General features: G+C 65.6%; 8 protein-coding genes and 1 tRNA gene. 8 read left to right on the top strand and 1 reads right to left on the bottom strand.

What is annotated here, in order from left to right:
- Positions 1 to 30 precede the first annotated feature (30 nt).
- Positions 31 to 1860: an ABC-F family ATP-binding cassette domain-containing protein gene (locus LQ144_RS16810; RefSeq protein WP_230119845.1), complete on the top strand. Its 1830-nt coding sequence runs from the start codon at positions 31 to 33 to the stop codon at positions 1858 to 1860.
- Positions 1861 to 2196: 336 nt separating this feature from the next.
- Here the strand turns inward: LQ144_RS16810 and LQ144_RS16805 are convergent, their stop codons facing one another.
- The gene (locus LQ144_RS16805) at positions 2197 to 2841 is read right to left on the bottom strand and encodes a TetR/AcrR family transcriptional regulator (protein ID WP_354962168.1); all 645 of its coding nucleotides are present in this window, start codon (positions 2839 to 2841) and stop codon (positions 2197 to 2199) included.
- Between the two features lie 213 nt (positions 2842 to 3054).
- Here LQ144_RS16805 and LQ144_RS16800 point away from each other — a divergent pair.
- The 7 genes from LQ144_RS16800 (at position 3055) to LQ144_RS16770 (ending at position 12923) form a co-directional block, all read left to right on the top strand.
- Positions 3055 to 3126, top strand: a tRNA-Gln gene (locus LQ144_RS16800).
- A gap of 109 nt (positions 3127 to 3235) precedes the next feature.
- On the top strand, positions 3236 to 4729 hold the full coding sequence (gene glmU, locus LQ144_RS16795; RefSeq protein ID WP_230119844.1) for a bifunctional UDP-N-acetylglucosamine diphosphorylase/glucosamine-1-phosphate N-acetyltransferase GlmU: 1494 nt from the start codon (positions 3236 to 3238) through the stop codon (positions 4727 to 4729).
- A complete protein-coding gene (locus LQ144_RS16790; protein ID WP_230119843.1) occupies positions 4726 to 5706 on the top strand; it encodes a ribose-phosphate diphosphokinase in 981 nt (326 codons plus the stop codon). The genes glmU and LQ144_RS16790 overlap by 4 nt, the downstream gene beginning before the upstream one ends.
- Positions 5707 to 5951: 245 nt before the next feature.
- On the top strand, positions 5952 to 6551 hold the full coding sequence (locus tag LQ144_RS16785; protein ID WP_230119842.1) for a 50S ribosomal protein L25/general stress protein Ctc: 600 nt from the start codon (positions 5952 to 5954) through the stop codon (positions 6549 to 6551).
- Positions 6552 to 6651: 100 nt separating this feature from the next.
- Positions 6652 to 7236: an aminoacyl-tRNA hydrolase gene (gene pth, locus LQ144_RS16780; protein ID WP_230119841.1), complete on the top strand. Its 585-nt coding sequence runs from the start codon at positions 6652 to 6654 to the stop codon at positions 7234 to 7236.
- Positions 7237 to 7462: 226 nt separating this feature from the next.
- Positions 7463 to 10201, top strand: coding sequence for a LuxR C-terminal-related transcriptional regulator (locus tag LQ144_RS16775; protein ID WP_230119840.1), 2739 nt, complete (start codon positions 7463 to 7465; stop codon positions 10199 to 10201).
- A complete protein-coding gene (locus LQ144_RS16770) occupies positions 10179 to 12923 on the top strand; it encodes a LuxR C-terminal-related transcriptional regulator (protein ID WP_354962167.1) in 2745 nt (914 codons plus the stop codon). Before LQ144_RS16775 ends, LQ144_RS16770 begins: the two co-directional genes overlap by 23 nt.
- Positions 12924 to 13219 lie beyond the last annotated feature (296 nt).

Below are 13219 nucleotides of genomic sequence, written 5' to 3'. Positions count from 1 at the left end.
CCCCCTGTTTGCAGAAGAAAGCAGTTCCCAGTGGCACACCTGCTCGGCGGCGAGAACCTCATGGTCTCGTACGCAACCCGCACCGTTCTCGATGGCGTAACTCTCGGACTCGAGGAGGGCGACCGGATCGGCATGGTGGGCCGGAACGGCGATGGCAAGTCCACGCTCATGCGCCTGCTTGCGCTGCGGTCCACGCCTGATTCCGGCCGGGTCACCAAGCGCGGGGACGTCAACATCGGCTACCTGGATCAAAGCGACGTGCTCGACGGCGACCTCACGGTCGGTGCCGCCATCGTCGGCGACCAGGCGGACTACGAATGGGCCCGCAACCCGCAGATCCGCGAGGTCATGGGCGGGCTCGTGTCGGACGTCGACTGGCACGCCAACGTCCACGCGCTCTCCGGCGGCCAGAAACGGCGCGTGGCGCTGGCGAAGCTCCTCATCGAGGACCACGACGTCATCATGCTTGACGAGCCCACGAACCACCTCGACGTCGAAGGCGTCGCATGGCTGTCCCGGCACCTGAAGACCCGGTGGCGGGCGAACCAGGGCGCGTTCCTCGTGGTCACCCACGACCGCTGGTTCCTCGACGAAGTCTGCACCAAGACGTGGGAAATCCACGACGGCATCATGGACCCGTTCGACGGCGGTTACGCCGCCTACGTGCTGGCCCGCGCCGAGCGCGACCGCTCCGCATCGGTGGTGGAAAGCAAACGCCAGCAGCTCGTCAAGAAGGAACTGGCCTGGCTCCGCAGGGGCGCCCCGGCCCGCACGGCCAAGCCCAAGTTCCGGATCGAGGCCGCCAACGCCCTGATTGCGGACGTGCCCGAACCGCGTGATTCGACGGCGCTGAGTAAGATGGCCACGGCGCGCCTTGGCAAGGACGTCCTGGACCTTGAACACGTGTCACTGGATTTTCTGGGCGGCGACGCCGGCCAGAAGCTGTTCGACAACATCACCCTCCGCCTCGCGCCGGGTGAGCGGCTGGGGCTCGTGGGCGTCAACGGGGCCGGCAAGACCACCCTGCTGAAACTGCTCAACGGCGAGATCCAGCCCAGCTCCGGGAAGGTCAAACGCGGCAAGACGGTCGTCACCGCGGTCCTCACCCAGGAAGTCAAGGAGCTCGACGACGTCTCGGACCTGCGCGTGATCGAAGTGATCGAGCGCGAAAAACGCTCCTTCAACGTCGGCGGCAAGGAATTCACCGCCGGCCAGCTTGTGGAGCAGCTCGGTTTCACCAACGAGAAGCAATGGACCCCGGTCAAGGACCTCTCCGGTGGCGAACGCCGGCGCCTCCAGCTCCTGCGGCTGCTGGTGGGGGAGCCGAACGTGCTGATGCTGGACGAACCGACCAACGACCTCGACACCGACACCCTCGCCGCCGTCGAAGACGTGCTCGACGGCTGGCCCGGCACGCTCGTCGTTGTCAGCCACGACCGCTACCTGCTGGAGCGAGTCACGGACCACCAGATGGCCCTGCTGGGCGACGGCAAGATCCGTGCCCTGCCGCGCGGAGTGGACCAGTACCTCGAACTCCGCGAGTCCGCCCTCGCCGGTTCCACGGTCACCGGCGGCGGAAACCCTGTCACGTCGGCCAGCTCCGCCCCGGCCCAGGCCGTCTCGGGAGCTTCGGAAGCCGAAAAGCGCGACGCCCGCAAGGCCAAGAACCGCATCGAACGGCAGCTGGGCAAGATCACCCAGCAGGAAGAAAAAATCCACGCCCAGATGACGACGGCTTCCGCGGACCCCTCCGCCGTCGGTCAGCTCGCGGAACTGAACAAGAAGCTCAAAGACCTCTCCGCAGACCGCGAAGCCCTGGAGCTCGAATGGCTCGAGGCGCTCGAAGTCCTGGGGGAGTAGCTCCGGGCGGGGTGCAGCTTGGGCGCCGGACGGCGGCCCTTCCGCGTCGCTTAGACACAGGGCAAAAGGGACGCTTCGGTCGCTGGGCGACCTCCACGTCCCGATGCCCTGCGATGCGCTCCTTTCGGAAGAACCGCCGTTCGGCCGTTAAGCGTCCAACTCACCGGACGTCCCCGAACGGAACGATCGGCAATAGTGGTGCGGGGGACCTTCGCGTAGGAGCGCATCGCGAGCCATCGGGCCCTCAAGGTCGCTCAGCGACCGTTGGGCCCCTATGGCTCGTGTCTAAGCGACGGCGAAGGGCCGCTGCAGCGCGGAGGTGACCACGGCGAAGGCTCACGGCTCGCTGCGCAGCTCGGGTTCCTTCTTGAGGCCGGTCAGGCCGTTCCAAGCGAGGTTCACGAGGTGCGCAGCCACAGCGTGTTTGTCGGGCTGCCGGCCGTCCTGCCACCATTGGCCGGTCATGGCGACCATGCCCACCAGCATCTGGGCGTACATGGCGCCGTCGGCGGCGCTGAATCCGCGGCGGGCGAATTCGTCGGACAGGATGTGCTCCACGCGCTCCGTAATGTGGGACAGCAGGGTGGAAAAGGCGCCTTCCGGCTGCGACGGGGGAGCGTCGCGCATGAGGATGCGGAAGCCGTCGGTGCGGTCCTCGATGTACGTCAGCAACGCCAAGGCAGCACGTTCCACCAGGACCCGGGGCTTGGCTTCGTCGGCGAGGGCGTCGTTGATGGAGGCCAGCAGGATCCTGAACTCAAACTCCACCACCTGGGTGTACAGACCTTCCTTCGAGCCGAAGTGCTCATAGATCACCGGCTTGGAGACACCTGCGGCAGCGGCGATTTCCTCGATCGTGGTGCCGTCGAGGCCACGCAGCGCGAACAGTCCGCGCCCCACGTCGACCAGCTGGGAACGCCGTTGGGGTCCGGTCATCCGGGACCGCGGGATGCGCGCCGGAGCGGCATCCGCCTTCGCCATCGGGTTCCCCGCGCCCTCGGCTGTCCCTGTGCTGTTGCTCACCGTCCAATCATGCCTTACGCCAACACGGACGCTGGTGGTCCTGGGCGGGTGCTGCCCGCTGTGCAGGCCGCCTCTTTGACGGGGCTGGCGGCACGCGTTGGCCGAGGTCGCACGAGCCTCGGCGTTCGTGGCAGAATTGGTTCTCGTGCCTTGGCTTCGTGCCTGGCATGATCCGCCCTGGTGTAATGGCAGCACCCCGGCCTTTGGAGCCGTGGAGTATAGGTTCGAATCCTATGGGCGGAACTGCTGCATCAGAGGTGTCCAGTAGGATAAGCCTGTTACCGGCTCCGGGCACAGGCTCGGACGACGCCGCGCATGTAGTACCGCGCAATCGACCAAGGAGAGCCTGTACGTGAGCCCCGAGAAGTCCGGCCCAGCCGCCGTAATCGTCTTAGCTGCAGGTGCCGGTACCCGGATGAAGTCCCGTACCCCCAAGATTCTCCACGAAATCGGCGGCCGTTCGATGGTGGGACACGCACTGCTGGCCGCGCGCAGCATCAGCCCGCAGCGGCTGGCCCTCGTGGTCCGTCACGAGCGGGACCGTGTGGCCGCCCACCTCGCAGAGCTGGACCCGAGCGCCCTGATCGTCGACCAGGACGAGGTTCCCGGCACCGGACGGGCCGTCGAAGTCGCGCTGGAGGCCCTGGATGCTGCCGCCCCTGTCGCGGGAACCGTTGTGGTGACCTACGGCGACGTGCCGCTGCTTACCGGCGAGATGCTCGCCGAACTTGTTTCAACCCACGAGTCCGAAGGCAACGCCATCACGGTCCTGACCGCGCTGCTCGATGATGCCACGGGCTACGGCCGCATCCTGCGCGGAGCCGACGGAACGGTGACCGGCATCCGCGAGCACAAGGATGCCTCCGACTCCGAGCGCGAAATCCGTGAAATTAACTCCGGAATCTACGCCTTCGACGCAGCAGTGCTGCGGGACGCCCTCCGGCACGTCACTACCGACAACTCGCAGGGCGAGAAGTACCTGACCGACGTCCTCGGGCTGGCCCGCAAGGCCGGCGGCAGGGTTGCCGCGGTGGTCACCGCCGATCGCTGGCAGGTCGAAGGCGCCAATGACCGTGTGCAGCTTGCGGCCCTCGGCGCAGAGCACAACCGCCGCATCGTGGAAGCATGGATGCGCTCCGGCGTCACGGTGGTGGATCCCGCCACAACCTGGATCGATTCCACCGTCACCCTGGCTGAGGACGTCCGGATCCTGCCCAACACGCAGCTGCACGGCAGCACCACCGTGGCGAGGGACGCCGTCGTCGGCCCAGACTCCACGCTGACCGATGTCCGCATCGGCGAGGGAGCCAAAGTGACCCGCACGCACGGTTCCGGTGCGGTCATCGGCGCGGCGGCCACTGTGGGTCCGTTCACTTACCTGCGCCCCGGCACTGTCCTGGGGGAGACCGGCAAGATCGGCGCCTTCTACGAGACGAAGAACGTCACCATTGGCCGCGGCTCCAAGCTGTCCCACCTGGGCTACGCCGGTGACGCCGAAATCGGCGAGGACACCAACATCGGCTGCGGCAACATCACTGCCAACTACGACGGCGAGAAGAAGCACCGCACGGTGATCGGCTCGGGCGTCCGCACCGGTTCCAATACAGTATTCGTCGCTCCTGTCACGGTGGGGGACGGCGCCTACAGCGGCGCCGGTGCCGTGATTCGCAAGGACGTTCCCGCAGGCGCCCTGGCGCTGTCCATGGCCGCGCAGCGCAATGCCGAGGGTTGGGTTACCGCCAACCGTCCTGGCTCGCTCTCCGCGGACCTGGCGGCGGCAGCCGGCAAAGCCAGTAACGACTCCTCAATTTCCCCGGCATCTACAGAAGAGGGCAAGCAACCATGACCGAAATTACGGCTCGCGGCGAAAAGAAGCTGGTGCTCGCCGCAGGGCGTGCGCACCCGGAGCTTGCCCGGGAAATCGCCAAGGAGCTGGGCACGGAGCTGCTGCCCGTGGACGCCTACGATTTCGCCAACGGTGAGATCTACGTCCGCGCCGGTGAAAGCGTCCGCGGAACCGACGCCTTCGTCATCCAGGCACACCCGGCACCCCTGAACAACCACCTCATGGAACAGCTGATCATGATCGATTCGCTGAAGCGGGCGTCCGCCAAACGGATCACAGTGGTTTCGCCGTTTTACCCGTACTCCCGCCAGGACAAGAAGGGTCGCGGCCGGGAACCGATCTCGGCCCGTCTGGTGGCGGACCTGTACAAGACGGCCGGCGCTGACCGCATCATGAGTGTGGACCTGCACACCTCGCAGATCCAGGGCTTCTTCGACGGACCGGTGGACCACCTCATGGCCATCCCGCTCCTTGCGGACTACATCCGTACGCGGGTCGCCGCGGACAACATCACAGTTGTCTCGCCGGACACCGGCCGCGTCCGCGTGGCCGAACAGTGGGCTGAGCGCCTCGGCGGTGCGCCGCTCGCGTTCGTGCACAAGAGCCGTGACCTCACTGTTCCGAACCAGGCTGTGTCCAAGACAGTGGTGGGGCAGATCGAAGGACGCACGTGCGTCCTGATCGACGACATGATCGACACCGGCGGAACCATCTCCGGCGCTGTCCAGGTGCTGAAGAACGCGGGGGCCAAGGACGTGATCATCGCGGCGACCCACGCTGTGTTCTCCGATCCCGCGGCCCGCCGCCTGTCCGAGTCGGGCGCCCGCGAAGTGGTAGTCACCGACACGCTGCCCATCCCGGCCGACAAGCGCTTCCCTGAGCTCACCGTACTGTCCATCGCACCCTTGATTGCCCGCGCCATCCGTGAAGTGTTCGACGACGGTTCCGTCACCAGCCTGTTCGACGGCAACGCCTGACTTCCCGCCTTAGGGCGCTGGTGGGGCCGGCGTTGGGCCCGTTTTCAGGAATCGGGCCCAACGCTGGTAGGATTAAACCGATACCTTGGCGAGGGAGAGCACCTCCGGACATCCGGACTGCTGGTCTCCGTTATCGACTGGGTCTGTACCTCCCTTCTGGAAGGGCCGCCGACAGGCGCCCGGCGTTGAAGGTCGCTTCAGACCTCCGCCCTTGCTGAACACCGAAAAGCCTCCAGGAGATGCACATGTCTGAGCAGAAGCTCGCAGCAGAAGTACGTACCGAATTCGGCAAGGGTTTTGCCCGCCGCGCCCGCATGGCCGGCCTGATTCCCGCCGTCATCTACGGCCACGGCGCCGAGCCCATCCACATCACGCTTCCGGCCAAGGCCACCACGCTGGCCGTGCGCACCGCCAACGCCCTGCTGTCCCTGGACATCAACGGTGAAGGCCACCTCGCCCTCGTCAAGGACATCCAGCGCGACCCGATCAGGCAGATCATCGAGCACATCGACCTCCTGACCGTCCGCCAGGGCGAGAAGGTTACCGTTGACGTTCCCGTTCACCTCGTCGGCGAACTGGCTCCGGGCAACGCTTACAACCAGGAGATGACCGTCATCTCCCTCGAGGCCGAGGCAACCCACCTGCCCACCGGCATCGAGGTCGACATCGAAGGCCGTTCCGCCGGTCAGCACATCCACGCGTCCGACCTCGTGCTGCCCAAGGGCTCGGTTCTGCTTGCGGACGCTGACGCTCTCGTCGTCCACATCTCCGAGGCCACTGAAGTTACCTCGGAAGAGGCCTCCGAGGAAGCCACCGCCCAGGCTTCCGTGGCCGCAGCCGAGTAATTACGGTTCCTTATTCGCGTACCGCGTTTACCGCATCGCACCAGTGGCCGGGCCCCGTTTGGGCCCGGCCACTGGTGTTCCCGCTCACTAGGATTGATCCATGACTGATACCTGGCTCATCGCAGGCCTTGGAAACCCCGGGCCCGAGTACAGCCGCAACCGGCACAACGTGGGCCAGATGGTCCTCGATGAACTCGCCGCGCGCATCGGCGGAAACTTCAAGGCCTCCAAATCCCGCGCCCAGGTCCTCGAGGGGCGGTTGGGAATCGGTGGACCGCGCCTCGTGCTGGCCAAACCTGCCACCTACATGAACGTTTCCGGCGGACCGGTGTCTGCCCTGGCCAGGTTTTACGACGTTGACCTGTCCCGGGTTGTGGCGGTCCACGACGAAATCGACATTCCCTTTAATACTGTGAAGCTCAAGATCGGGGGTGGCGAAGGCGGCCACAACGGACTCCGGGACATCTCCAAGGCGCTCGCCACCAAAGACTACCTTCGGGTCCGGGTTGGGGTCGGCCGGCCGCCCGGACGGATGGACACCGCGGACTACGTGCTCCGCGACTTCACCCCGGCGGAAAAGAAGGAACTGCCCTTCCTGCTCGACGATGCTGCGGATGCAGTGGAGCTGCTGGTCCGGGAGGGACTGACCGCTGCCCAGCAGCGCTTCCACTCGGCCAACGCCTGACGGCGGGTGCCGAGCATACTGCTGCAGACGCGCTTTCACGCCTCTTTCCGCCGCGCGTGTCGGGAATTAATCCAAACAATTTGATAATCCGCCAGCCAATTAAGGATCTCGACGAAATGTGAATGGTTTGCCCTGTTTCAGGGCCGGGGTGACGGGGTAGTCTTTCACCTAAGCGGGGGAGGCGATGGGGCCTTGATCCTGCAAAGCGGGATGTAAGGAAAAGTTCATGTCAAATGAGCCACTGAGCTGGGGACGTGGGTCTACAGCGGGCGTGCTGGCCGGGCCCGCGGCTGCCACTGGCGGAACGGACCTTCAACGATGGTCCGTTCCGGCGCGCAGCGCAGACCTTGAAGCCATCCGCAATGGTCTGACGGATCCTGATTCCCTGGGCGTAGTTATTACCGGCTCCCGCGGCGTGGGCAAATCGTCGCTGGCCCGGACCGCGGTGGCAGAACTCGGACCTGATGTCTGGGCGCTCCAGCTTCGCAGTCCCCTGACCGGCTCGCAGACCTCCTACGGGTGTCTGGCGTTCCTCTTGGCGCGGCTTCCCCAATCGGCGATGGGATCGCCAACCGCCATCCTCCAGGGCATCACGTCCCTCATCCGAAGCGACGCCGCCGGCAGGGACTGCATCATCACCCTGGACACCACGGGCATGATCGACGACATGAGTGCCGGTGTCCTCCTGAACATCATGCTGACCCGCACCGCACGCGTTATCGCGATCGCCCCCGGTACAAGCGACCTGCCGGCAGACTTCCATTGGCTGCTCACAGACCGCCGTCTCACTGAGGTGCGGCTGGAAAACCTGAACGAACTGCAGACCCGGCAGGTGCTGCTGACCCTGCTGGGCCACCGCGTATCGGCCTCACTGGTGAGCACATACCACAGCATCGTGGGCGGCAATCCGCTGCTGCTCAAAGCACTTGTTACGGAGCAGCAGCAGTCCGGAAACCTCGTGCTGTCTGACTCTGTATGGACATTGCGGGACAAGGTCGTCCTCGACGGTGCAACGGGACTGGACGATATTGTCCGCTCGCGCTGGTCCCGGGAATCTCCGGAAAGCCGCGAGGTCATGGAGATGCTGGCCTGCGCGCGCAGAGTGTCCCTCTCGCGGTTGACCGACATCTACGGCACTGAAATCGTGGCCGATATGGAGGATGCCGGACTGCTCAAGGTGGGTGACACCGAGGCCCGCTGGGTGTCCCTGCGGGAGCAATACCTTGGGGACGTTGTCCGGTCCTGGTTGAGCATCGCGCGGAGGCGGGAGCTCCGGAGCCAACTGCTGGGCGAAGCGGAACCCGAGCTTTCGAAGCTAAGTCTGGAAGAGCGCATTGAGTTTGCCGCTTGGACTCGTGAGTGCCAGGCCGAGCTTAGCCCTGCCATGGCTGTGGCCGCCGCCGAAGCGGCCATACAGATGTTCGATCCCCGCTTTGCGCTCAGCTGTGTCGACGGGCTTAAGAGGACTGACGCGGAGTGGGTGGTGGGACAGCAGCACAAGGGGACGGCCTACCTGCTGCTGGATCTGCCCGTGCAGGCCATGGACGCCCTGGACGACATTTCCCAGGCGCAGCTGGACCAGCTCGGTGCAGAGGACTTCGCCAGGATTGTAGCCGCCAAGTGCAGGGTCATGGTGTGGCTGCCTGAGCAGTGCGACAAAGTCCCGGATGAGATTGCCAAGGCGCGCCAGCGTCTGGGTATCGCTCCGGGCGCCGCGAGCACTTGGCCTGATGCCCTGGGCGCTGCCGCGAACGTCATCACGCTGGCGGAATTCGAGTACCGCTCCTTCATCGGCGACTATGCACCTATGGTTGCGGCTCTGGAGGAAGCGGCCGATCCGGCGCTCAACAAAGACACCGGGTTCCGCATCCAGGCTGCCCTGATCCTGATGCCTGTTCTTTCGGCTGTCGGCAGGGAAATGGACGCGCTTCAGCTGATGAGGAGGGTAGGCGGCCAGCTCTCGGATTCGGGCCACATGACCGGTCTGCGGGAGCGGTTCGCCATGACGGCGGTCAACGTGCTGCTGCAGGCTGGCCAGTGGCGGAGGTGCCTGGACCTCGTCGGGCCGCCGAAAGGGCATGAGGAACGACGCCTGGCTCACCGGACGTCCGCCATGGAGCTGGTTACCGGCATCGCGTACGTCTACTCGGGCCGCGGCGCCGTCGCCCTGGATTCGCTGCTGTCCGCCGTGGCCCAGCTGGAACTCCGTCCGGTCGTGAACATGCTCCAGGCGGCCTATGCCGCCACGGCGTTCGCCTACGCACAAATCGGCAACGCAGGCCAGGCGCACAAGTACCTTGACAAGCTGCGTGGGGCGCGCGGGCACTGTAATTTCCGCACCCAGAACATCACGGATTTCTGCGCCGACATGGCAGGGAGATGGCTGGGAGACACCGATGCCGTGAGGCGGCTCCTGGACTCAGCCCGCGTCGACATTGCGGCAGGGCGATACACCCTCGCCGGGATCAGTCTGCTGGGTGCCACCGTGAACGGTACGGACGACGACTTCCGCCTGATGGAGGAGGTCGCGGGCCACCGGCAGGGAAAGCTGGCCGAGATTTCCCGCCTCGTCGCTGTCGGTAGCCGCACCAAGGACGCAAAGGTGCTTTTGGAAGGCGCGCATCTGGCCGCAGAGCTCGAACTGGATGCCGTGGAAGCCCGGTGCGTAGCGCTCGCGGTGGACTTTGCGAGGCATTCCGGGGACTCCGCGTCGGCCCGCGTCGCCCAGGCCCGGCTGGACACCCTCACGGCCACCGTTCCCAGTCTCCCGATCGTCCCGAGCAGCGGCAGCCCGCTGCTGACCGCACGGGAGCGCCAGATCTCCCGCCTGGCCGGGCGGGGAGTGTCCAACCGGGACATCGCCCTGGAAATGGGTGTTTCCGTGCGGACAGTGGAAGGGCACCTGTACCAGGTCTTCACGAAGCTTGGTGTGACGTCCAGGGGTGATCTGCCTGGACTCGTCTAACGGCCGCCCACAGACACCGGAACCGGAGACTGACGACCGGCAGCTTACGGGGCGGCGTGAAGTAATAGACCACGTCTGCAGCATCATCCGCAGCCGTGCGAGCCAGGCTGTGTTCCTCATGGCCGGCCCGGGGATCGGGAAGTCTTCCGTGACGGACGCCGTCAGCGAGGAGATGAGCACTGAGATGACAATCCTTCGGATCCACGGGAGCTCATCGCTGGCCAAGGTCCCCTACGGCGTGCTCGCCCCGTACACGGCGGACCTCCCTCCAGAAGAAGCAGACTCGCCCGTCGCAGTGCTCAGGGCGGTCTGGACCTATTTCCAGGAACTCAAGGCCGGCAAGGACGTGCCCTTGCTCCTGGTAGTCGATGACGCCCACCACCTCGATGAAGCCACCGCGAACATGGTGGTCGACATGATGTCGGCGGGATGGGCCCGCGTGCTGGCATCCGGGCGCCCGCGGCCCGGACTGCCGCAGGCACTGAACCAGCTGTGGTACGACGGCCAGGCCGAGCGGATCGATCTGCGGCCGCTCAACGGAGACCAGGTGACGGAGGTCGTGGAGCACACACTCCACGGGACAGTCCCCGCCAGCACGGTGCAGTCTTTGTGGTCTGCCTCCGGCGGCAACCCCCTGCTCCTGAACTGCCTGCTGGGTGATGCGGTCGAAGCGGGCATACTGGCGAAGCGAAACGGGATCTGGCTGCTCCTGGGCCTCCTTCCGGCTGACGGCCCCAGGCTTTCCGACGTTGTTATCAAAGACCTCCTCCGCAGGACCACGGAAGAGCAGGACGCGTTGAGGCTCATCGCCTTGGCTGAGCCCGTCCACCGCAGCCTCATCGAAGATGTGTGCGGGGGCGCGGTGGTCCGGTCCCTCCTGGACCACCAGATGGTCCGCGAATCCACCGGACGGCACACGGAATTGCGGATTTGGCACCCCATCCTCGGCGAATCCATGAGGCACCAGGTGTCTGTCTCCCGGAGCCTGCAGCTCCGGCAAAAACTGGACAACTACCTCGACACGCGGACGGCAGGCGCCGAGGGCAGGCTGCGGATGGTGGAGTGGTCGCTGGAATGCGGTTTGGAAGTGCCTGATCCCGAACTGCTTGACGCTGCCCTGCTGGCAGTGACGATGTTCAACAACTCAGGTGCGCGGCTCATGGCCGGGCATGTCCGGGCGCCGGAACTGCAGGCCCATGCACAGTCGATCACCGCGAGGGCGCTCTTCAACGAAGGCAAGTACCGGGAGGCTGCGACTCTCCTGGACGGTTGCTGGCTGGAACTGGCCGGGGAACCCGAAGCCCCGCACATTCTCATGCTCAGGGCGTCGGCGCATCTCGCGCTGGGGAAATCCACCGGGTTGCTGCGGGCCGAATCCCGCCACCAGCTCGCGGACGCCGGGAAAGAGGTCGCGGCTTCCTGGCAGGACAGGATCCACCATTTGCTTGAGATGGCCGATGCCGGCGATCACGAGGGGATAAGGACTCTTATAGCCTCAACCGGAGAAGCGATGGCCGGGGCAGCCGAACAGGGTGAGACGGTCCTGCAGCGCGCCCGGGCAGACCCCAGCACGGCAACTGTGGCCGAAGCCACTCACGCCGTGGCACACGCGTTGCTCGCCCAGACCCTGGTGTCTGCAGGTCAGGCCCACCAGGCGCACACCGCCGCCCTGGGCGCAGCGCCGTCCTTGCCGGCGCTCCAGGACGGTCTGTACTTCTTCAATGAGTTCGTCCTGACGCGCCTTGTGTCGGCTTCGCTCGCCGCCGGTAACTGGGAGGCGGCGGAACATGAGCTGGCCAACTACCCCACGGAGGTGAACGAGGGGGCAGCCACTTTTGGCGGCGGCATCCAGGTGCTGCGCGGTCTGGGCTTCCTCCGCCAGGGACAGCTGGAACGGGCCTACCGGATTCTCCTGCCAGCTGTTGAAGCCCTGCGCGTCAATGATCCGCTCCAGCAGTTCCGGTTCGGTTCGTCCCTCGCCTTCTACGCCGCCGCGCGCCTGGGGGATGGAGCGCAGGCCCAGCGCCTCGAACAGGATCTGATCGCCGCCAGGCACGCCAGCGGACCCGGGTGCGAACTGCTCGCCGAAGGGTACGCGGCCGCCGCGGCTGAATATCTGGACCGCAAGGGCAGCGGCCTCGCCAAGCTTCGTGAGCTGGCCGCGTCACCGCCGGTCGCCGCGCAGCCGGGAACCAGCATGGAGTGCCTGATTCTTTGTTCCGATCTTGGCGACCGCTCGGTAATTGAAGAGCTCGCATCACTTGCGGACGCCGTCGAGGGCCGCTGGGCAGCAGGCTGGCACCAGGTAGCCCAGGCGTGGGCCACCGGGGACGCAGACGTGCTCATGGAAACCGCCGCCGGGCTGGAGGAGGCGGGCCTGATCAACCTCGCCCGCGAGGCGTATGCCCAGGCGGGCGCCATCTGGGACGCTGCGGGGGAGCGGCGCCGCGCCCGGCAGGCAGTGGCCCACCGCGAGAAATGTGACCAGGAGCTTGGTGAGCGGTTCCGGGAGAGTCCCTTCATTGCCTCGGTGCCCAGCGTCCACCTGACACGCCGGGAGCGGGACATCGTGGAGCTGGCCGTACAAGGACTCTCTGACCGGGAAATCGCCCAGCAGCTGATGGTGTCGGTCAGGACTGTTGAAGGGCATCTGTACCGAAGCTACGTCAAGCTTGGAGTGCGCCGGCGGGACGAGCTCGCCCTGGCCCTTCCCAAAAAGTAAGCACTTCCCAAGAAGTAAGCGCTGCCCAAAAAGTAAGCCCTTCCCAAAAGTACGTGCTCAATGCCGCCGTTTTTAATGCCGTGCCCGCCGGGAAACTTGAGCTTTTCCGCGCCAGCATGACCACCTGCGGAAACCAGTAGTCGAGTACCTGAAAAAACGAGTACTCGGTACTCGTGCTGTGGGTTCCAGTACGCGATTAACTATTAGTGGCAGCGGAATGCGGAGGAGGACTCCATCGCCGAAGCTGCCGCCAGCACATCAGGTCTCGCACACGAACTTCCGGCCCCAGGGACCGG

Origin of the sequence: Arthrobacter sp. Bi83 (genome assembly GCF_918698095.1) — a bacterium.
Taxonomy (GTDB): Bacteria; Actinomycetota; Actinomycetes; order Actinomycetales; family Micrococcaceae; genus Arthrobacter.
The sequence above is the reverse complement of the archived record's forward strand: the minus strand, read 5'-3'. Positions and strand labels throughout refer to the sequence as shown.

Coding starts and splice junctions, on each gene's coding strand:
- LQ144_RS16805 (WP_354962168.1), bottom strand. CDS start 2,841: ATGGCGAAGGCGGATGCCGCTCCGGCGCGCATCCCGCGGTCCCGGATG.
- pth (WP_230119841.1), top strand. CDS start 6,652: ATGACTGATACCTGGCTCATCGCAGGCCTTGGAAACCCCGGGCCCGAG.
- LQ144_RS16775 (WP_230119840.1), top strand. CDS start 7,463: ATGTCAAATGAGCCACTGAGCTGGGGACGTGGGTCTACAGCGGGCGTG.
- LQ144_RS16785 (WP_230119842.1), top strand. CDS start 5,952: ATGTCTGAGCAGAAGCTCGCAGCAGAAGTACGTACCGAATTCGGCAAG.
- LQ144_RS16790 (WP_230119843.1), top strand. CDS start 4,726: ATGACCGAAATTACGGCTCGCGGCGAAAAGAAGCTGGTGCTCGCCGCA.